Source organism: Herbaspirillum sp. CAH-3, assembly GCF_009668275.1.
Taxonomy (GTDB): domain Bacteria; phylum Pseudomonadota; class Gammaproteobacteria; order Burkholderiales; family Burkholderiaceae_D; genus Herbaspirillum; species Herbaspirillum aquaticum.
The window spans coordinates 99,447-118,420 of sequence record NZ_VSWE01000016.1; the positions used below are offsets into that span (position 1 = coordinate 99,447).

Below are 18,974 nucleotides of genomic sequence, written 5' to 3' on the forward strand. Positions count from 1 at the left end.
ATGGATGCCAGCTTGTATGTCGAACTGTGCCAGCTCTATGCCCGCTATGCCGAAGTGACCAGCAACGGGCGCTGGGAAGAATGGCCGGACTTCTTTACCGACCAATGCCTTTACAAGGTGCAGCCGCGCGAGAACTTCGAGCGCGGCTTCCCCCTGGCCACAATGTCTTTTATCAGCAAGGGCATGCTGCATGACCGGGTCTATGGGATCCGCGAAACCTTGTTCCACGACCCGTACTACCAGCGCAATGTGACGGGCTTGCCTCTGCTGAAATCGGTGGAAGGGGAGCTGTTCCGGGTCGAGGCCAATTATTCGATCCTGCGCACCAAGATGAGCCAGGAGACCACCGTCTTCAATGCCGGGCGCTATTTGGATGAAGTTCGTATGACGCCGCAGGGACTGCGGTTCAGCGCGAAGCTGTGCATCTACGACTCGGAAATGATTCCGAATTCCCTGATCTATCCAATCTGAGGCATTCATGAGCGATACCAGCACTGAACAATGGATCGAGGCCGGTAGCGTTGACGGCATTCCCGCCGATGACGTGATCGGCGTCGAAGTCGCGGGCAAGGACCTGGCCCTGTATCGAGTCGATGACCAGGTCTTCGCCACCGACAACATCTGCACCCATGGCCACGCCAGGCTGTGTGACGGCTTCCTGGACGGCCACGAGATCGAATGCCCCTTACACCAGGGCAAGTTCGATATCCGCAGCGGAAAGGCCATGTGCGCGCCGCTGACTGACGACGTACGTACGTATCCGATACGGATCGAGGACGGCAAGGTCTTCGTTGCAATCTAATAAAGGCGTCGCCACGCATGCGGCGCCATTCCCATGATGACAGGAGAGGAGACAGTATGAAAAATTCGAAGACACTCGCTGCGGGCGCCGGTGCGTTGGTGGCCATGGCGGCGCTGGCATCGGTGCCGGCGCTTGCGGCCGATGCCATCCGGATCGGCTTCTCGGCGCCCTTAACCGGTAGCCAGGCCGTCGTGGGACAGGATCAGGTGGACGGCTTCAATCTGGCCATCGAGCAGAATGGCGGGAATTTGGGTGGACGTCCTGTGACCCTGTTCAAGGAAGATGACCAGCTCAAGCCGGAAATCGGTTCGCAGATCGTCCGCAAGTTCATCGAGAAGGACAAGGTCGATGCCATCGTCGGCATGGGCTTCTCGAATGTGTTCATGGCTGGTCTGAAGCCCATCATCGATTCTGGCATCGTGGCCATAGGCACCAATGCCGGGCCGTCACCGGTCGCCGGGGCATCCTGCGCAGCCAATGTGTTCTCCGTCGCGTGGCAGAACGATGGTGCAGCCGAAGCGGTTGGTCAGCACATGAAATCCAAGGGGTTCAAGCGCGTGGTGTTGCTGGCGCCCAATTACCAAGCAGGCAAGGACATGCTTGCCGGTTTCAAGCGCTTCTACCAGGGGGCGCCGGCTGATGAACTCTATACCCAGGTCGGTCAGACCGATTATTCCGCCGAGATCTCGCAGATCCAGGCACTGAAGCCGGATGCCGTCTTCGTGTTCTATCCGGGGGGCATGGGTGTGAACTTCGTCAAGCAGTTCAGCCAAGCCGGCCTCCTGGGCAAGCTGCCCTTGTTCTCCATCTTTACTGTGGACGGTACCACCATGCCCGCGTTGCGCGATGCCGCCGTGGGCAGCGTGTACGGCGCGATGTGGGATGCCGCGCTCGACAATCCAGAGAACAGGAAATTCGTCGAGGCCTTCCAGGCGCGCTACAAGCGGGTCCCCAGCGAATATGCCGCCACCGCGTATGACGCCGCGCGGGTGCTGGACGTGGCAGTGCAGAAGAGCAACGGCAACACCAGCGACCGCAAGGCCTTCGCTGCAGCGGTTAAGGCCGCCGGTGGCGAGTTCCGCTCTGTGCGCGGGCCGTTCCGCTTCAATAACAACAACATGCCGGTCCAGAACTACTACATTTTTGATGTCGTCAAGAGCGGCGGCAAGGTAGAGGTCCGCCACAGCAGCGTGGCGCTGGCAGATCACGCCGACAGCTATGGCAGCCTGTGCGCGAGGAAGTAAGTCATGGACCTTTTCCTGCAGATCGCGACCCAGCTACTCAACGGAGTGCAATACGGGGTACTCCTGTTCCTGCTGGCGGCCGGCTTGACGCTGGTGTTCGGGATCATGAGCTTCGTCAACCTGGCCCATGGTTCGCTGTACATGATGGGCGCCTACTTCTCGGCACTGGGCTACGAATATGGCGGCAATTTCTTCTGGGCAGTGGTAGCCGCCCTGGGAGGGTGTGCCGTTCTTGGCATGGCGCTGGAGCGCCTGGTAGTTGCGCGCCTGTACCGGCGTGACCACCTTGACCATGTGCTGGCGACTTTTGGCCTGGTACTGTTTTTCAACGAACTGGTACGCATCCTGTTTGGCCCGCAGCCTTATTTCCTGCCACTACCCTCTTTCCTTGAGGGCAGCATCGAGATCATGGGCGCCAACTATCCGGCCTATCGTCTGGCCATCATCGTGTCCGGCCTGCTGGTGGCTGCCGGTGCACAGTGGATGATCAACGGCACCCGCCTGGGCATGCTGATCCGCGCCGGGGCGGTCAACCCGGCCATGGTTGGCGCACTGGGCATTAACATCGGCCTGCTCAATGGTTTGCTGTTTGCCATCGGCGCCGTACTGGCCGGCCTGGCTGGCGTGATGGCCGGCCCCATCTTGTCGATCCAGTCCGGCATGGGCGAACCGGTGCTCATCGCCACTCTGGTGGTCATCGTCATCGGCGGCATCGGCTCCATTCGTGGTGCCTTGTATGCGGCGCTGATCGTGGGTATCGCCGACACCTTGGGGCGGGCCTTCCTGCCGCAGATATTCCGCACCCTGATGGATCGCGAAGCGGCCACGGCGGCGGGTCCAGCAGTGGCCTCGATGCTGGTGTACGTGCTGATGGCCGTGGTGCTGGCGGTCAAGCCGAACGGATTGTTTCCCGCAGGAGGAAAGTCATGATGTCGACCTCTCGAACACGAGGTTTCTCGTTCTGGGTGCCATTCCTCTTGCTGGTGCTGCTGGCCTGCGTGCCGGTGCTTGCCGAATGGGCTGACCAGGCCTTTTTCATCACCCTGTTCGCCCGCATGCTGGTGTACGCGCTGGCCGCCGTGGCGCTCAACTTGGCGCTGGGCTATGGTGGCCTGGTCAGCTTCGGTCATGCCTTGTTCTTCGGCGTGGGTAGCTATTGCGTGGCCATTCCCGCCTTCCATGGCATCGATGCCGGCTGGCTCCATCTGCTGGCATGCGTACTGGTCTGTGGCGTGCTGGGTGCAGTCACGGGTTTCATCAGCCTGCGCACCAGCGGTATCGCCTTCATCATGATCACGCTGGCGTTCGCGCAGATGGGCTATTTCGTCTTCGTCAGCCTGAAGCATTATGGTGGCGACGATGGCATGACTATTACCGCACCATCCCAATTCGGCTGGTTCAGCCTGGGCGACCTGAAGACCCTGTACTACACCGCCTTTGCCTTGCTGTGCGTGGCACTGCTGGCCATGTGGCGCATCCATGGCGCGCCGTTCGGGATGGTGCTTCGCGGCGCCCGCCAGAACCCGCGCCGTATCAATGCCCTGGGCTTCGCCACGCGCCAGTACCAGCTTGCGGCCTATGTCATCTCTGCGGTGGTCTGTGCGCTCGCCGGCATGCTCTTTGCCAACCTGAATGCATTTGCCTCGCCCAGCTCGCTGGCCTGGTCGATGTCGGGCGACCTGATCGTGATGGTGGTGCTGGGAGGCATGGGCACTGTCGCCGGTCCGTTGCTGGGTGCCATCAGCTTCCTGGGCGTGGAGGAAATTCTCAAGTCGTACACGGACCACTGGGCTGTGGTCTTTGGCCCGATGATCGTACTGATTGCCCTCGCGGGACGCGCGGGCATCATGGGAGTGTTGTCCAAGCTGGATGAACGCCTTGCCCTGCGCAAGCGCGGCACCGGGCACGCTACACGGCTTGCCGCCAACCTGGCCGGAGAGGAATCGCGATGAGCCAGACATTGCTTGAAACCAGAGGCCTGACCAAGCGTTATGGCGGTCTCCTGGTTACGGACCAGGTGGACCTGGACATTCGTCCCGGTGAGTTGCACGCCATCATTGGCCCTAATGGCGCCGGCAAGACTACGCTGATCAATCAGCTCTCCGGTGAGCTGCGGGCCGACTCAGGTGTCATCCGTTTCCAGGGAGGCGATGTCGGTACGCTGGGGATCGCGCAACGCGCCCGCCGCGGGTTGCTGCGGTCCTATCAGATCACCGCCGTCTTCGAGGAATTCACGGTACGCGAGAACGTGATGTTGGCCGCGCACGGCGCGCGGCGCCACGGCTTCTCGTTCCTGCGTTCGCTGCTGGGACAGCCTGACCTGGCGGTCATCGCGCGAAAAGTCATCGATGAGGTCGGCCTGGCGGCCATCGACGGCACGCTGGTGGGCGAACTGGCCTACGGTCAGCGGCGCCAGCTTGAGCTGGCCATGGCATTGGCAGCCGAACCCCGCTTCCTGCTGCTGGACGAACCCATGGCTGGCATGAGTGGGCAGGAGTCTGCCGCGGTGGTGGCCTTGCTGCAGCGTCTGAAAGGGCGCTACGGCATCCTGCTGGTGGAACACGACATGGAAGCGGTGTTCGCGCTGGCCGACCGCATCACGGTGCTGGTCTACGGCCGGGTGATGTTCTGCGGTACGCCTGAAGAGATCCGCCGCCATCCCGAGGTCAAGGCGATTTATCTGGGCGAGGAGGAGTGAGCATGACAGCTTTGCTGGAAGTAGAGAACCTGAGCGCCTCCTATGGCCAGGCACAGGCCCTGTTCGGTGTCAGCTTCGACGTCCGGCCCGGGGAGGTGGTGACCCTGCTGGGACGCAACGGCATGGGACGCTCGACCACCATCAAGTGCCTGTTCGGCCTGCTGCGCGTACAGCGCGGGCGTATCAGGATGTGCGGACAAGAGATCCATGCCAGTCCTTCGCACGAGATCGCGCGTCTCGGCCTAGGCCTGGTACCCGAGGGGCGCCAGGTCTTTCCCAATCTGAACGTGGAAGAAAACCTGGTGGCCACGGCCCGCGCCCCGCGTCAGAAATCTGCTGCCGCGCCCTGGAACCTGGCCCGTGTCTACGCATTGTTCCCGCGCTTGCAGGAACGGCGCGGTAACCAGGGCTGGCAGTTGTCCGGCGGTGAACAGCAGATGTTGGCCATCGGTCGCGCGTTGATGACCAATCCCTCGTTGCTGGTGCTGGACGAGGCCACCGAAGGTCTTTCGCCATTGGTGCGCCAGGAAATCTGGAATGCTCTGCTGGCGCTCAAGCAGGAGGGCCTGGCCCAGATCGTCATCGACAAGAACATCAAGCCACTGCTCAAGCTGGCCGATCGTCATTTCGTGCTCGACAAGGGGCAGGTAGTGTGGTCGGGTACCTCGGCGCAGCTGGCCTGTGAAACAGAACTCATCCACCAGTACCTAGGAGTTTGACGCCATGGGCGCAGAACGCATCCTTCATAACTATTTCCGTAGTTCCTCTTCCTACCGTGTACGCATCGCCCTGAAGCTGAAAGGCTTGCCGTTCGACTACCGTGCGGTGCACCTCAACCGCAATGGCGGAGAGCAGTTCGGAGCCGTCTTCCAGACGCTCAATCCGCAGGCGCTGGTCCCTGTCCTGGATGATGGCACCGGGCTGATCAGCCAGTCACTGGCCATTCTGGAATATCTGGAGGAGCGCTATCCACAGGTTCCGCTATTACCGCCGGATACGGCGCAGCGTGCCTACGTGCGCCAGGTCGCCGCCAGCATCGCCTGCGAGATGCATCCGTTGAACAACCTGCGGGTGCTGAAATACCTCAGCGGCACACTGGGTGTATCGGAAGAACAGAAGAAGGCCTGGATTCACCACTGGAACCGTCTCGGCCTGGAAGCTCTGGAGCGGCAGGTGGCGAGCTCGTCCATGCGCGGCCGCTTCATCTGTGGCGATACGCCGGGGCTGGCAGATTGCTGCCTGGTGCCGCAATTGTTCAATGCCCGCCGTTTCGAGGTTGACCTTGAACCTTATCCCGTCCTACGTGGCATCGCCGGAGAGTGCGAACAGCTGGATGCTTTCCGTGATGCCCATCCGGCGCGCCAGCCGGATGCGGAGTGATTCATTGGCCGGCAAGCGCCCGATATTTCCCGACCGGGGCAGGCAAGAACTGACAGCGACATTACGGAGTGCGCCCACAGAAAAACGATAGCCGGCAGAGAGACCGGGCTACGCGGCGCCATCCTTTCGACAACTACAGGAGGAAACATGCAGAAGATGAAAATCGCCGGCGCTATGACGCTGGCAGGGATGGTATTGTCTGGCGCGGCGCAGGCGCAAGGCTCGTCGGTGATGATTTACGGGATCATCGACAGCGCCGTAGCCTACACAACCAATGCCAATGCAAACGGAAATTCCGTGATCAAGATGCCGTCGCTGACTGGCAGCTATCCATCGCGTATCGGATTCAAGGGCAGCGAAGACCTGGGCGGTGGCCTCCAGGCCCTGTTCGTCCTGGAGTCCGGCTTCGCCCCCGACAGCGGCGGTATGGGGCAGGGCAACCGCCTGTTCGGCAGGCAATCGTTCGTCGGCATCAAAGGCGGCTGGGGCCAGGTATCGCTGGGACGCCAGATCAACATGACCTTCCTTGCCACTGCCAAGAGCGACGTCATCGGCCCCAGCCTGTTCTCCATCAACAGCATCGACAGCTACCTGCCTAATGCGCGCAGTGACAACGCCATCGGCTATCTGGGCAACTTCAACGGCTTCACCGTCGGCGCCACTTATAGCTTCGGTCGCGACGCTGCCTCCGCCGGCGGCCCCTCGGCCACCAACTGCCCGGGAGAGGTGGCTGGCAACGCCAAGGCCTGCCGCCAGGTGACCGGCTTGCTGGGCTATGACGGCAAGGGCTTTGGCATAAATTCATCTTACGACATCATGTATGGCAATGCCGGCGCTTCCGGCGGCCTCAGCAGCAGCGGCAACACCGACCAGCGCGTGACGCTGAACGGATACGTCATGCTGGGTGAGGTCAAGCTGGGCGGAGGGATCATCGATCGCCGCACCCGCGCTGTCGGCAATGTGAACACCGACTCCGATCTGTACTACCTGGGTGCCAGCTATCCCTTCTCTGCGGCCCTGGTGCTGGACGGCCAGCTGATACGCCTGAACGTCAAGGGCAGCAGCAATGACGCAACGATGTCGGTGGCAAGGCTCACATACAATCTTTCCAAGCGCACGGCCATCTATACGTCGATGGGCTACATCAAGAACGGCGGGACCTCGGCCTTGGCCCTTGATGCTGGCGGTACGGTCGGCGCCGGCAAGAACCAGTTTGGCGTGATGACTGGTATTCGCCATATGTTCTAGGGACAACGGGATTGGTTGCCTTCTTCAGAAGAGAAGGACAGACATACTCGCCGTAACCACCCTGGACATCGCTGGCGATACTTGCGTGCAGAGTAGTGTCGTTGTTTGGCCCGCCAGATGGCGGGCCATTTTTACTTGGAAAATGCGCAATTGCGCTCGAGCTTTGCGTTGATTTCTTCGCAGGATTGAACTGCGTCATTTATGCCTTACTTGCCTGCACTAGCTGATACGAAACCTTGTAGCCGTGGACCTCATAACTCAGGATGTCGCTGCTTTGGGGATGACCTCGCTGTTGCCAGTCGGCTCAACAGACTTTTGAATCGTTCAACCTACGCTTTTTGCAGAATCCGGTGAAGTTGCCCGAGAGCGGCATCAATTGCTTCTGGTATGCCAAGTTACGCCAGAAAGGAGGCTACCAGTGAATGCCAGACTGATCTTCCAGCCGTTATCCGACACCACGCTCAAGACCGAAATGATCGAGGAGTAAAGGGGAAGGCAGAAAGCGCTGACCCGACGACACACTTGCGTGTCCCCTCGGGCCTGGTCGTAAGGAGGAAATGAATCAGAAGCTGTAACTGAGCGTGAGCGTACTCACCAGCGGATCGAGACGCACATCGGACGTCGTGGCGGCACCACCGAAGGCCGGTAGCGTTCCGGTGGCTGTCGTGCTGACCCAGATCTTCTTCACATCCAGCAGCAAGCTCCAGCGATCCTTCAAGGGAATTGCCACGCCCAGTTGCAACACAGGACCGAAGGCGCTCTTGACCTTCAGATTGCGCACAAAACCATCGTCGGTACTGAACACATGGGTGTAATTGATGCCCGCTCCGATATAGGGCCGCACCGGACCATCGGCCAGGAAGCTGTGCCGCAGCGACAGCACTGCCGGCCCGTAGGTGACCTTGCCCAGCTTGCCGGCGCTGGAGAGCGTGTCGGCACCGCTGAGAGTTGCCGTCGGTGGCAGACCCATAGCCAGCTCTGCGCTCCAGCGTTCATCGAAGTGATAGATCACGCCGAAGGCGAGCGAACTGTTGTCGGCGGCGCTGGCGTTGCCGCCATTGACCTGTGCGCCATTGACCTTGACGGTGGCAGAGGCAGAGAAACCGATATGAGCGTAGCCGGCGTAGAAGCTCCACGGCGATGGGGACGCAGGTGCGGCTGAAGGCTGTTGTGCCAGCGCGCAGCTTGCCGGCAGCAGCATGGCGGCCGTGGCGATGCAAGCAAGGCGATGTGTGATGTTCATCTCGCTCTCCCTCTTCAATCGCGACCAGCGATCACGATGGCTTGCGCCAGTGCTGTCGGGTTGGTGAACAGGACCTCGTGGCTGCCATCCATCTCCACGTAACGGAACAGGCCGAGACGTTCCGAAAGACGCGGATGCCAGGGCAGGCTGTGCGGCAGTGCGGTGTCCTGACGGCAGTTGATGTAGGACTTGCCCAGCATGAGAGTGGCCGTCGGCTGGTTCAGGGCGAGCGCATCGGTGAGACAACGATAGGGCTGCGGATGCAGCTGATCGAAGGCGCGCTGCGCCAGCGTGGCATCCGCATCGTTGATGAAATTCTCGCGCCAGATTGGATAGGGCAGCATGATGGCCCCTTGATTGGCTTCAGCCAGCGACTGGAACAATTCGCGGTAATGGGGCGGCGTCATGTCGGCAAGGCTCTCACCCGGCAGCGGCACAAACGCATTGAGATAGATCAGGCGCTGCAACCGGTGCGCCACACGATCGGCCGCGCCCGAGATGAGCATGCCGCCATAGCTGTGACCCAGCAAGCGCACCTGATGCAGGTCATGCTGTTCCAGGTACTGCACCAGCGAATCGATGCTGTCTTGCAGATTGATCGTCCGGTAGTCTTCCTGCGGGCGGTTGCCCACGAGTGTAGGGCAGTGAACGGTGTGTCCCTGTTCGCGCAGGTGCGCGGCGGTGGATTCGAAAGTATCGCCTGTGTGCCAGGCACCATGCACCAGTACATAGGTATCCGTAGTCATGCTGTCTCCATGATGTTGTAGTGGGAGACTGCATGGTGGCGCATGGCCCCGCCGCCGGATAGCCGTTATGTGCCGCCACTCTGGCCGCTCAGTGCCATCCTGTTGGTCACACCGAAGAAGCTTTCCTCAATCAGCTCGGGACATGTTGCTGGCCGGCTCGCGCCGGCTCTGGCTGGGACGCTGGCCAGTATGTGCCAGCCAGGTGCGGGTGAAATGCGACGCATCGAGCCATCCGGCGCGACGGCCGATCTCGGCGATGGTCAGATGCCGGCACGCAGGCGCGCCTAGCATGCGCCGTGCAGCGGCCAGCCGGTGACGGTTAAGAAGCGCGGCAAAGCTTTGCTTGCTATGGGCCAGTGCCCGATAGAGCGTTCGCACCGAGATGCCCAAGCTGTCGGCGACTTCGGCGGCACTCAGGCCGGGCTCGGCAAAGCGCGCACCCACTGCGGCCTCAATGCGTTCACTCAGATGAACGTCCTCCGCGACGGCCGACTCTCCGGCAGTCGTCACGAACGCGGCCGCGATTAGTCCACCCAGGTGTTCGCGATGCTGCGCCGCCGGCAAAGCCGATGCCGCGCTAGCGGCCTGGCGCAGATAGGCAGCCAGTACCGCACCCCATCCGCTGTTGCCGTCCACGCGCCGGCCCAGCATCTGCTGGGCATTGGGCAGCCAGGCGTCCAGCCAGCCGATGGGCAGCTGGATCGACAGGGTATCGACCCGCCCGGGAAAATGCAGTGAATAGCGCTGCCGTGAATCGATCAACACCAGGTCACCCGGTAGCAGACGCGCCTCATTGCGATCGTGCTGGACGATATTGCAGGGTGTCGCTTCCTTGCATAGCAGGTAGTAGTAATTGCCATTGCTGCGGCTGATGGCGGCACGCGTGCGATAGACATCCTGAGCGCTGCCGGTGACGCGGTTCAGATGCAGCCCGGCCATCTCCGTCGATTCCAGTCGCGCCGAAAACTCCTTGCGCACGCCACTGTCGGCTTCCATTTCGAGGAAGCATTCGCAGATTGCGCCGACCCAGTAGTCGAAACGCTGTGTGGACTGAACCGTCTCCGTAGTCCAGACCCGGGTGCCCTGGCCCATGCTTGTCTCCAGTCAGAAGATCGCCGGAGTGCACTATGGCTGCGGTCGTCTCCGTGCGTGTGCGTCCCTGATTTTATCTAAAACCCATTCCATCATTAGGAATGGGCCTAGTATTTTATTAGCCCATTATATAAGCCGGGTCATCGCCGCGACATGCAACGGGCGTGATCTTCAATATCACGGGGCATGATATTTCTGGATGGAAATAAGCTCTACGGGTGTGTCTCTTCGCCCTCTTTTCCAGCCAACACTGGCCCTTAATGTACTCATCGAACATAAAGTTGAACCTGTAATTTCGGATACTCAGAAAGCCGGCCTACGTTCGGTCTGAAAATGGAGTCGAGTTCACACAGGTCAGGGTCATGCAATGGCTGCGGGATGACTCCGTTGGTGCCGTGTGAGATTGCATCAAGTTCTGACCCGCATTTTGCATCGAATGTGGACCCTCCATATATTCAAGTGTGTTGATTTGCTCGCAGAATTGACCCTTTCCATTTGACCCACCTTCCATTGCCTCCCGAAGGCTGCCACACGGTCGTACGACCCTTCATATCCCAGCTCCCTCAAGTCCAGGAACATCTGTTTCAGGGTTCGTCTCTGCTTGCGCGATTTGACCGCCTCGGCGCTGAGCCAGGCTGAAAGTCGAGGCGCGAATTCATCTAGGGCACTGGATGATCGCCTGGATGGGTAGGAAGGCTCGATCGCTCCGGATCGGATATAGCGACGAACCGTGTTTCGAGAGATGTCCAGCCGGCGGGAGATTTCCCTGATCGAGATGCGATCGCGGATGTACCAGCGCCGAATAATTCCAAGTAGGGCCACGTCTATCACTCCGTTCTCCCGCTCGCTGTGATGAGCAGGATTGTGGTCTAAACATGGGTCAACTTAGGATGCAAATTTCCGGGGAAAGTGGGTCAGTTTTGGATGCAACTCAACAACTTCACTCGAATTCCGAGTCTCAGCGGTCGTGGGTCCGGTGACACTATGCACATCGCCATTGATGAGCTGAGAAACATTCCCCCGAATCTTTATTTTTCTTACCATTCCTACCCTACTTCAAAAAATCAATCATTAATGCAGCCTTCCGACGACATCGCAAAGGCACTGCTCTAATTCACGAGAAATTAGAAATCTATTTCTTCTTAGACGGGGCTTTGACCATCTGAGGACCAATGACCTTTTTAAAGGTCTCCCCGTGAATTTGTTGCCCGACTCCGCCGTGAATGGTGATGTTCGCTCGGCCTTTGGGTGCGGGCGCGGGTTTATCCGTATCGCTCGCTCCTTCGACCACGCCAAGGACGCGAGCCTTCGAACGAAGATCCAACTTCCGATATCCCACCAGAAGCTCCGATTCGTCTTCCGTCAACCCATCGGCAGACGGAACACCTAATAAAACATACTGGGTGTCGACACCAAGGGCTGCGACTGCAATCAGATAGTCCGCACCAGGAAAGCGTTTGTCTTGCTCATAATTAATTTGCGCCCCTTTTTCCACCCCACCGACTGCAGCAAACTCCGGTTGGGTAAGGCCTAGGCGCTTACGTTCATCTTTTAATCTTTGACCAAAGGTACTCATTGCGCAAATATTTGTTTGACAGGTACGTTTTTGAGAACTAATATTCACGTCATTGCTAAGTGACGTGTACAACGATTATCCCATATGCCTACTCTCTCCAAGCACGTATCCCGCCCCCATACCGATACTTCGGTGGCCGTTACCTTCCGCCTTGAAGCTGATGAAGAGCAAAGACTGGCTGAGTTGGCCCGCCAGGATTTGCGCACGCGCTCTTCCTTCGTGCGCCTGCTGATCTTGCGCGGCATGGCGGCCTACGACAAAGACGTCAAGGCCGGACGGGCTTGAGCATCGGAGGCTGCCATGTACGACGATCCCCGCAAAATCCGTCATCGCCGCATCGTGGTGCGCGTCAACGACGACAACTACGACATCATGAAAGCCCTGGCGCAGTACCAGGGTGAAAATCTGGCCACCTTGGCCCATGATCTGCTGATGCATCAGGCCATCGCCCTGGCGCAATCCTATTCGATGCCGATCTTATCCGAGCAGAACGTGCAAGCCAAGGCGCTCACGAGCCACTTTTCAGTGCCTCGCAATGCCTGATATCGAATTACCGTTCACCCATCCTGCGTTAGTCGAAGCCCTGGAAGTGATCATGAACCGTGAGGGTTTCGACACCATAGAACAAGCGGCCGAGTTCGTCATGGCGCAATCTGTTCGAGAAGGTATCAAACGTGTTACAGGCAAGGGGCGTGCACTCTATGCCATCAAGGGAAAGAAAACAACATGCGTGTAATCAGCCTGCCGTGCCCTCATTGCCAAAGCCCTGTACGTGCAGCCAAAAGCCGGACCATGTCTACGCTGATGAAGGAAATCACCTATCGATGCCAGAACGTCGATTGCGGTCATACCTTCGTTGCCACGTTGGAGATTTCTCGTACCGTTTCGATGTCCGCGATGCCCAATCCCGAGGTGAGCCTTCCCATCTCGCCGCGAGCCTATCTCGCGCCCCAAGGAACAGGCACCGCCTGACTTGCTGTTGACCGCTTAGCCGGTCGCTGAACCCCAAATTGACTAAGACCTGTCGTGCGCCGTCTGGCGCACGCGGGATTCGCTCGCCCTCAAGGAACCTCGCTATGGCTCTCGACCAGCAACAGACTACGCTTGCCCTCGCCGCGCTACGGCTTCGCATGGGCGACGACATCAAGGAATTTCAATGCGCCCAGCGCATGCTGCTGCGCAAGGCCGTGCTGCAGGACGAACTGCAGTGGAATGTGATCTGGCAAGGGAAGAACGTTATTTCCGCACGCCTTGTCCAGCGCTTGCAGCGCCTGGGCGGCCTGATGGGGGCATGGTAATGCGTACTGTAATCGCTCATTGCGTTGCTGGTTTCTTGCTGCTCGCACCCGCCTTGCTGGCCGCCCTCGGCTTGGTGAAAGGGTAATGATGCGCGGTGCACGAATTAAGGACCATGCGTCATTCCGTCCGGCAGCCGACCTGCTGCGCGAGCGCGCGGCATGGGTGCCCACGCCTCCGGGTAACGAGGCTGCCAAGGCTGAGCTAAGTAAATCCATTTCCCTGCTGCGCAACCGGCGGCGGCCCAATCTCCAGACCGGTATTGCCTACTCCTGGGCGGCGATGGCAAAGCCCGTGCGCAGGCACATTCTGGCCCTGGCGGGCCTCTCGGCGGATCGCTGGGAATGCCCTATTCACTCATTTACTGAAGCGGAACGCCTGGCCATGCGCCATGCCGTGCTGCGTGCCATCACGACGTATGAAAGAGCGCTCAATGCAGTCTAGAACAGTCGATGCGAAGACACGCCGTCGGCATCGGGCCTTTGTCGAGTCGCGGCAGTTTGCCGGAGAACTGGCACGCATTCCGCTGAAGTGGCGCGGGCGTGTCGTGAGCCAGGCACTGGAGCTGATGTCGGTATGGCACTGGAACAAGATCTTCGAGCCGGTGGCAGTGGAATTCGTGCGTGACTTCGCTGAGCAGTATGTGCCGGCTGGCGTCGATCTGTCGCAGGATGATGCCGATATCTGCGCCACGGCCGAGAAAGCCGCCGAGAACGTCAAGAAAGTCTTGTGGAAGGCGATTTCTGACACCCACGCACGCGACCTCATCGAGCAAGAGTGTAGTGACTACGGCATTGATATGCCTGAAGTGGACGATGACGATCTGCGCGCCATCATTGCGCGTGTCGTGGATCCGCGCTGGTGGCGCCGACAATTGCGCAAGGTAGTCGGTCGGGCCTTTGAGGGCGGCAATATCCGCCTGGGCTACGTTCACTACCACGGCGAGCCCTATGCCAGTAATGACGCCGTCTTGTCTCGCCTGGCGCAGAACCGGAGAAATGCCGCCGCGCTGGAAGCGACCATGGTGCGAAATGAGGCTGGCCAGGAATTCAGCATTGCTGAGCTGGCTGAGAAGACAACCGCGAACAAGACTATTCGTCGCGGCGAACTCATGCTGCGCATCAATGGTTTCGAGGTCATTGCAAAGGAGTGCAACGATCAGGGGCTATTCCTCACCTGGTCGTGCCCGTCGCGCTTCCATGCCATGCTGCATACGGGCAAGCCGAATCCGAAGTATGACGGCTCGGACCCGCGCACAGCTAATAAATACCTGGGAAAGATGACTGCGTTGGCGCGCTCAGCGCTGGCCCGGCGCGGCATCGGTCTGTACGGCTTTCGGATTGCGGAACCGCATCACGATGGCTGCCCTCACTGGCACATGCTGGTGTTCGTACGCGCATTGCCGGGCTACACCACGCCGCACGTCAAGGACGTCGCCAGCCGCGCTATTCGCATCATGAAGAGATACGCCTGGCGCGTGGATCGGGGTGAACCAGGGGCATTCAAGCGCCGCCTAGATGTGAAGCGCATCGACTGGGCGAAAGGCAGCGCTGCCGGTTACATCGCCAAGTATGTGGCGAAGAACATTGACGGCGTGGCCGATCACAAGACCAAAGAAGGCTACCTCATCACCACCGACATGGCCGGGGATCGTGAGCTCACGCCCTCAGCCCGCGTAGAAGCCTGGGCGGCCCGCTGGGGTATTCGTCAGTTCCAACAATGGGGTGGCGCACCGGTGAGCGTATGGCGCGAGCTGCGCCGCGTGCCGGCAGACATGGTCAAACAAGCCCCGCCGGCCATGGCCGCTGCCTGGGATGCGGTGCAGAAGGTCGAGGGCGAGAAGCGTGCATGCTGGGCGAGTTATCTGCGTGCGCAAGGTGGTGCTCTGGTGAAACGCGACGATCTGATGGTCACGCTAGCCAAGGAAACCAAGACTGTCACAGGCCGCTATGAAGAGTGCGAACGGCTCATGCCTTATGGCGTCCAGTGCCGCCAGATGGTCGGTGTGGTTTTTAAATCCGTTCGCCACACATGGACGCCAGTTCAAGGGCACGACGCCCGCGCATCGGCGGGGTTGGGGTTCCCTTGGACTCGTGTAAATAACTGTACGCAGCCCGCCGGGACTGACTTTGCGGCCGATGTGTCCTTTGAGCCGAAGACCGCGCCGACGTCGGTCACGTTCCAGCCGGACCAAGCCGCACAGGTTGAGCATGCCTGGCTTGCCCTGGGCGCATGCCCCTGGCCTCGGCCGGCGGTCGATGACAGGCCAACGTGGCCAGCACCGGCTATGACGGCTGATGAACAGGGCCGCGCGCTGGCCTCATGGGACGCCATCAAGGCATGCCCCTGGCCACGCATGGCGCCGGTACCGGACAAATCCCCGCGTCACGGCACGCCTCGCCAGGTAGCCGACTGGCGTGCCGGTCGGCTCGATGTGACCGAACTTCCGATTGATACCAACCCAACGAAAGGGAACGCCACATGACCGCGTTTCGTGTCGTCGTGCGCACTGCCAGCGCACGCCATTCTTACACCGCCATCGCAGCCCATAGCTGCGACGTGATCGCCGCCGCCGTCGATCGTTTTGGCGTGTGTTCTGTAACGGCCACCAAGGAGAAGAAGCAATGAATGCACCTGTGAAATTTGATGTGATCCCCCCTTCCAGCAAGCCGCGTGACTTCGTAATGCAGCCACCCCAGACCCTGGACCGCATTACATTCAACACACCCGACGATGGGGTGCTGGCGGGCTATGTTTCGGTCATTCGTCAGCACCTAGGCAACGGGCAGCGATTCGCCTGGGTGGAGCTGGACAACGAGCTGGCCGGCCAATTTCGAGGGGTACCCCTGGCCGACGTGATCGCTTGCGATGACGCAGGCGGCGTGCGCCGTTGTGCTGCCTCCGATGCTAAATCACGACGCTTGTGCCTGGCTGACTATAGCGGTGGGCTGACCCGTGGCCTGCCGGCCGCTTCAATTACCGTAGCCTGATTTCACAATAATTACGGCATCTAGAGAGGTGTCGTCGGGAGAATAGAATGTTCCTGAATGAAAGGGATATCGCGGATCTCACGAAGCGTAAGCGTGCGAAGGCGCAGCAGAAGCAGCTTAATGCGATGGGTATCCAATACAAGGTCCGTGCCGATGGGTCGCTGGTGGTCCTCCAGGCGCACGTTGAAAAGCTGCTAGGGGCGGGCGAGCAGTCAGCCCGTCAACTATCTGTTCGTGAGCCGAATTGGAAGGCGCTGACACATGCCTAGAAAGCGTAATCCTGAGAACCGAGGACTGCCGGCGCGCTGGCAATTGATTCATGGTGCCTACTACTATCAAGTGCCGCCTGGCCTAGAAGCCCGGTGGGATGGGAAGAAGAAGTTTCGCCTGGGAGGGACACTGCCAGAAGCATACAAGACCTGGGCTGCACGGCTGGAACATAGCGGTAATGCTGAGACTGTGGCGCAGTTGCTGGATCGCTACGCGCTGGAGGTGGTGCCAATGAAGAGTCCGAAGCAGCAGCTCGATCAGAATCGCTATGCCGGTCAACTTAGGGCCGTGTTTGGTGAGCTGCTGCTGACTGACATGCGCCCGCAGCTTGTGTATCAGTTTTTTGACAAGTCACCTAAAAAGGTTGCATCGCGTCGTGCCATCGCGCTGCTATCTCATGCATTTACCAAGGCAGTGGAGTGGGGATACGTCGACCGTCATCCATTCATTGGTCAAATGCGCCTTCCATCAAATCCGCCGCGTGACCGATATGTGGAAGATTGGGAGATTGTCGAATCTCTGGGGCTTCAGCGGCATGCGTCGGGTGGGTCGTCCGCTATTCCGGTGGTGCAGGCCTACATACGAATCAAGTTGTTGACCGGCATTTCCAAGGGGGACTTGCTGCGCCTGCGGCCCTCGCAGGACTTCAAGGATGACGGCATTCATGTCCAGCGCCGTAAGGTCAAGAATACGACCGGGAAGCGCACCATTTATGCTTGGACTCCAGAATTGCGCGAGGAGATAGCACGAGCAATGGATATCCGGCCTAAAAAGGTAGACTGGCTTTTCTGCACTCGGAAGGGGACCAGCTACTATAACGAAATTAGAGATGACTACAGTGGCTGGGATTCCATTTGGCAGAGGTTTATGGAACGAGTCATGAGCGAAACTAAGGTGAAGCAATCATTTACCGACCATGATTTGCGCGCGAAGTGCGCTAGCGATGCTTCGACTTTGGAGCATGCTAGGGCTCTTCTTTCTCACGCAGACAGTCGAACTACGAAGCGGGTTTATCGCCGGCGGCCGGAGATTGTGCAACCACTAAAGTCGCGATTCGAGTAGCCGTGCTACGCCATCGGCTCAAAATATGTGTTGCCAGGGTACTGGCGCGCGCCGACCCAGTGTGGATATAAACTAATCTGTTAGTTTTTTCTGCGCGCTCTGTGATATCTCGGCCAACCTATTCTGAGGTGAATTTGTACCAAGCGCTTTTCCCAGGGAATTTGCTGATGGCTTCGAGTTGTAGCCTTTCGCAAGAGTATTCAAGAAATCGCCCAGCAGATTGAGATTGTCTGCTGTCGACGATGTGCGCTTGAGTGATGTCAGTTCTTCCTTCAGCTTTTTTATTGTCTCTGAGGAGCGATGGCTTTGATCTCGATGCTCTTCTAGCTCGGCCAAAGTTCTGGTCATCTTATCCAGCGTCTCTTTATTCTCTCGGGCTGCTTTGCTTAGGGCGTCGCTTCTTTGATCAAGTTCAGACACAAGGCCTTTAACAAAGCTGCCCATCTCATCTGCACTTCCTGCCAGGCGATTGAATATAGTGAGGAAATATTTCACTAATTCGTTATCCGAGAAATTCGGATATCGAATTTTGTGGTCGATTTCGCTCCAGCCTTCTTCAAATATTGTCCGTACCTGTAATTCAACGTTGACAGGTCGATTTATTGGTTTGGCTGAAAAAACATAGTGGAGAGAGCGATAGCCCTCCGGATGCGTTTGGATCTTCAGTCCTAGGGCTTTGAGCGTATCTGTCGAAGTATCTCCGTCACGGACGAAAGCTAGAGCTTCGGCGGGACTCCAAATTGCTTCAACGGAATGATGGATATCCGTGCAGTCGTCTTTGAAGAGATGCAGAGCCCTGATGCCGACGAGATCGGTAACTATTTCGAAATAGTTATCTTTGTTAATAGCTTCGTATTTTTCTTTGCCTTTAATACGCTTACGAACTATTTTCGCCAAAAGATGAAGTTCATCCTTTACGCGCCAGCGAACTGAATGGACTTTTCCTATCTTCTGGATGATCTTGGCGTAAAACTCAGCAACATCTTTAAGCTCATCTTGATGGGTGCGATAGTCAGCAGAAATTTCCTCGAGAATTTTCCAGTCGCAGCCGCTCTGGTCCCAGTCCGCTTGTGAGATATTGCTTTTTTGCAAGAAATCATCCAGTGTCATAATTTCTCTTGGTTGTTATCGAAATGATCACATAGTATGACGCAAAGACATCTCTTTGAGCACTTTGAATAGCACAGGTGGCGTCCAATAGCACAAAGGCCTCCAAGCGAGAGCCTGGAAGCCTTATATTTTGGTGCTGATGGGCGGAATCGAACCGTCGACCTACTGATTACGAATCAGTTGCTCTACCAACTGAGCTACATCAGCTGAAGGAGCG

General features: G+C 58.6%; 26 protein-coding genes and 1 tRNA gene. 20 read left to right on the forward strand and 7 right to left on the reverse strand.

What is annotated here, in order from left to right:
- From FYB76_RS20650 to FYB76_RS20690, 9 genes are all read left to right on the forward strand, one after another.
- The gene (locus tag FYB76_RS20650; RefSeq protein ID WP_154134914.1) at positions 1-471 is read left to right on the forward strand and encodes an aromatic-ring-hydroxylating dioxygenase subunit beta; all 471 of its coding nucleotides are present in this window, start codon (positions 1-3) and stop codon (positions 469-471) included.
- Positions 472-478: 7 nt separating this feature from the next.
- Positions 479-802 carry a non-heme iron oxygenase ferredoxin subunit gene (locus tag FYB76_RS20655; RefSeq protein ID WP_034331394.1) on the forward strand — a complete coding sequence of 108 codons (324 nt, stop codon included), beginning with the start codon at positions 479-481 and terminating at the stop codon, positions 800-802.
- A 56-nt stretch (positions 803-858) separates the two neighbouring features.
- Positions 859-2,046 carry an ABC transporter substrate-binding protein gene (locus FYB76_RS20660; protein WP_154134915.1) on the forward strand — a complete coding sequence of 396 codons (1,188 nt, stop codon included), beginning with the start codon at positions 859-861 and terminating at the stop codon, positions 2,044-2,046.
- 3 nt (positions 2,047-2,049) lie between these two features.
- Complete coding sequence (locus FYB76_RS20665; RefSeq protein ID WP_154134885.1) at positions 2,050-2,976, forward strand: branched-chain amino acid ABC transporter permease; 927 nt, start codon at positions 2,050-2,052, stop codon at positions 2,974-2,976.
- Positions 2,973-3,998 (forward strand): branched-chain amino acid ABC transporter permease, encoded by a 1,026-nt coding sequence (locus FYB76_RS20670; RefSeq protein WP_370516388.1) that lies wholly within the window; start codon positions 2,973-2,975, stop codon positions 3,996-3,998. The genes FYB76_RS20665 and FYB76_RS20670 overlap by 4 nt, the downstream gene beginning before the upstream one ends.
- Complete coding sequence (locus FYB76_RS20675; RefSeq protein WP_154134887.1) at positions 3,995-4,744, forward strand: ABC transporter ATP-binding protein; 750 nt, start codon at positions 3,995-3,997, stop codon at positions 4,742-4,744. The genes FYB76_RS20670 and FYB76_RS20675 overlap by 4 nt, the downstream gene beginning before the upstream one ends.
- A 2-nt stretch (positions 4,745-4,746) precedes the next feature.
- Positions 4,747-5,463 carry an ABC transporter ATP-binding protein gene (locus tag FYB76_RS20680; protein ID WP_034331389.1) on the forward strand — a complete coding sequence of 239 codons (717 nt, stop codon included), beginning with the start codon at positions 4,747-4,749 and terminating at the stop codon, positions 5,461-5,463.
- Positions 5,464-5,467: 4 nt separating this feature from the next.
- Positions 5,468-6,124 (forward strand): maleylacetoacetate isomerase, encoded by a 657-nt coding sequence (gene maiA, locus FYB76_RS20685; RefSeq protein ID WP_154134888.1) that lies wholly within the window; start codon positions 5,468-5,470, stop codon positions 6,122-6,124.
- 147 nt (positions 6,125-6,271) lie between these two features.
- Positions 6,272-7,372: a porin gene (locus FYB76_RS20690; protein ID WP_229297050.1), complete on the forward strand. Its 1,101-nt coding sequence runs from the start codon at positions 6,272-6,274 to the stop codon at positions 7,370-7,372.
- 562 nt (positions 7,373-7,934) lie between these two features.
- On the opposite strand, the gene FYB76_RS20695 is transcribed toward FYB76_RS20690, so the two are convergent.
- From FYB76_RS20695 to FYB76_RS20715, 5 genes are all read right to left on the reverse strand, one after another.
- The gene (locus tag FYB76_RS20695) at positions 7,935-8,615 is read right to left on the reverse strand and encodes an OmpW family protein (RefSeq protein ID WP_229297051.1); all 681 of its coding nucleotides are present in this window, start codon (positions 8,613-8,615) and stop codon (positions 7,935-7,937) included.
- Positions 8,616-8,629: 14 nt separating this feature from the next.
- Positions 8,630-9,361, reverse strand: coding sequence for an alpha/beta fold hydrolase (locus FYB76_RS20700; RefSeq protein WP_034332881.1), 732 nt, complete (start codon positions 9,359-9,361; stop codon positions 8,630-8,632).
- Between the two features lie 126 nt (positions 9,362-9,487).
- Positions 9,488-10,453, reverse strand: a complete 966-nt coding sequence (locus FYB76_RS20705) for a helix-turn-helix domain-containing protein (RefSeq protein WP_154134889.1) — start codon at positions 10,451-10,453, stop codon at positions 9,488-9,490.
- 408 nt (positions 10,454-10,861) lie between these two features.
- Complete coding sequence (locus FYB76_RS20710) at positions 10,862-11,284, reverse strand: winged helix-turn-helix transcriptional regulator (RefSeq protein ID WP_154134890.1); 423 nt, start codon at positions 11,282-11,284, stop codon at positions 10,862-10,864.
- Positions 11,285-11,585: 301 nt separating this feature from the next.
- Positions 11,586-12,029 carry a helix-turn-helix domain-containing protein gene (locus FYB76_RS20715; RefSeq protein ID WP_154134918.1) on the reverse strand — a complete coding sequence of 148 codons (444 nt, stop codon included), beginning with the start codon at positions 12,027-12,029 and terminating at the stop codon, positions 11,586-11,588.
- Between the two features lie 84 nt (positions 12,030-12,113).
- Here FYB76_RS20715 and FYB76_RS20720 point away from each other — a divergent pair, with 84 nt between their 5' ends.
- The 11 genes from FYB76_RS20720 (at position 12,114) to FYB76_RS20765 (ending at position 17,647) form a co-directional block, all read left to right on the forward strand.
- Positions 12,114-12,314: a hypothetical protein gene (locus FYB76_RS20720; RefSeq protein WP_006465443.1), complete on the forward strand. Its 201-nt coding sequence runs from the start codon at positions 12,114-12,116 to the stop codon at positions 12,312-12,314.
- Between the two features lie 15 nt (positions 12,315-12,329).
- Positions 12,330-12,572: a hypothetical protein gene (locus tag FYB76_RS20725; RefSeq protein WP_006461600.1), complete on the forward strand. Its 243-nt coding sequence runs from the start codon at positions 12,330-12,332 to the stop codon at positions 12,570-12,572.
- Positions 12,565-12,765, forward strand: coding sequence for a hypothetical protein (locus FYB76_RS20730; RefSeq protein ID WP_154134891.1), 201 nt, complete (start codon positions 12,565-12,567; stop codon positions 12,763-12,765). The genes FYB76_RS20725 and FYB76_RS20730 overlap by 8 nt, the downstream gene beginning before the upstream one ends.
- On the forward strand, positions 12,756-13,001 hold the full coding sequence (locus FYB76_RS20735) for an ogr/Delta-like zinc finger family protein (RefSeq protein WP_075259284.1): 246 nt from the start codon (positions 12,756-12,758) through the stop codon (positions 12,999-13,001). The genes FYB76_RS20730 and FYB76_RS20735 overlap by 10 nt, the downstream gene beginning before the upstream one ends.
- Before the next feature lie 104 nt (positions 13,002-13,105).
- On the forward strand, positions 13,106-13,327 hold the full coding sequence (locus FYB76_RS20740; protein WP_154134892.1) for a hypothetical protein: 222 nt from the start codon (positions 13,106-13,108) through the stop codon (positions 13,325-13,327).
- Between the two features lie 85 nt (positions 13,328-13,412).
- The gene (locus FYB76_RS20745; protein ID WP_229297052.1) at positions 13,413-13,769 is read left to right on the forward strand and encodes a hypothetical protein; all 357 of its coding nucleotides are present in this window, start codon (positions 13,413-13,415) and stop codon (positions 13,767-13,769) included.
- Positions 13,759-15,810 carry a replication endonuclease gene (locus FYB76_RS20750; protein ID WP_154134893.1) on the forward strand — a complete coding sequence of 684 codons (2,052 nt, stop codon included), beginning with the start codon at positions 13,759-13,761 and terminating at the stop codon, positions 15,808-15,810. Before FYB76_RS20745 ends, FYB76_RS20750 begins: the two co-directional genes overlap by 11 nt.
- Positions 15,807-15,953, forward strand: coding sequence for a hypothetical protein (locus FYB76_RS26715; protein ID WP_008330650.1), 147 nt, complete (start codon positions 15,807-15,809; stop codon positions 15,951-15,953). The genes FYB76_RS20750 and FYB76_RS26715 overlap by 4 nt, the downstream gene beginning before the upstream one ends.
- Positions 15,950-16,315, forward strand: a complete 366-nt coding sequence (locus FYB76_RS20755; protein ID WP_154134894.1) for a hypothetical protein — start codon at positions 15,950-15,952, stop codon at positions 16,313-16,315. Before FYB76_RS26715 ends, FYB76_RS20755 begins: the two co-directional genes overlap by 4 nt.
- A 47-nt stretch (positions 16,316-16,362) precedes the next feature.
- Complete coding sequence (locus FYB76_RS20760; RefSeq protein WP_154134895.1) at positions 16,363-16,584, forward strand: DUF4224 domain-containing protein; 222 nt, start codon at positions 16,363-16,365, stop codon at positions 16,582-16,584.
- Positions 16,577-17,647 carry an integrase gene (locus FYB76_RS20765; RefSeq protein WP_195724687.1) on the forward strand — a complete coding sequence of 357 codons (1,071 nt, stop codon included), beginning with the start codon at positions 16,577-16,579 and terminating at the stop codon, positions 17,645-17,647. The genes FYB76_RS20760 and FYB76_RS20765 overlap by 8 nt, the downstream gene beginning before the upstream one ends.
- A gap of 72 nt (positions 17,648-17,719) precedes the next feature.
- Here the strand turns inward: FYB76_RS20765 and FYB76_RS20770 are convergent, their stop codons facing one another.
- Entirely contained in the window at positions 17,720-18,757 is a 1,038-nt protein-coding gene (locus tag FYB76_RS20770; protein ID WP_154134896.1) for a RelA/SpoT domain-containing protein, read from the reverse strand.
- A gap of 131 nt (positions 18,758-18,888) precedes the next feature.
- Positions 18,889-18,964: transfer RNA gene (locus tag FYB76_RS20775), tRNA-Thr, on the reverse strand.
- Positions 18,965-18,974: the final 10 nt, after the last annotated feature.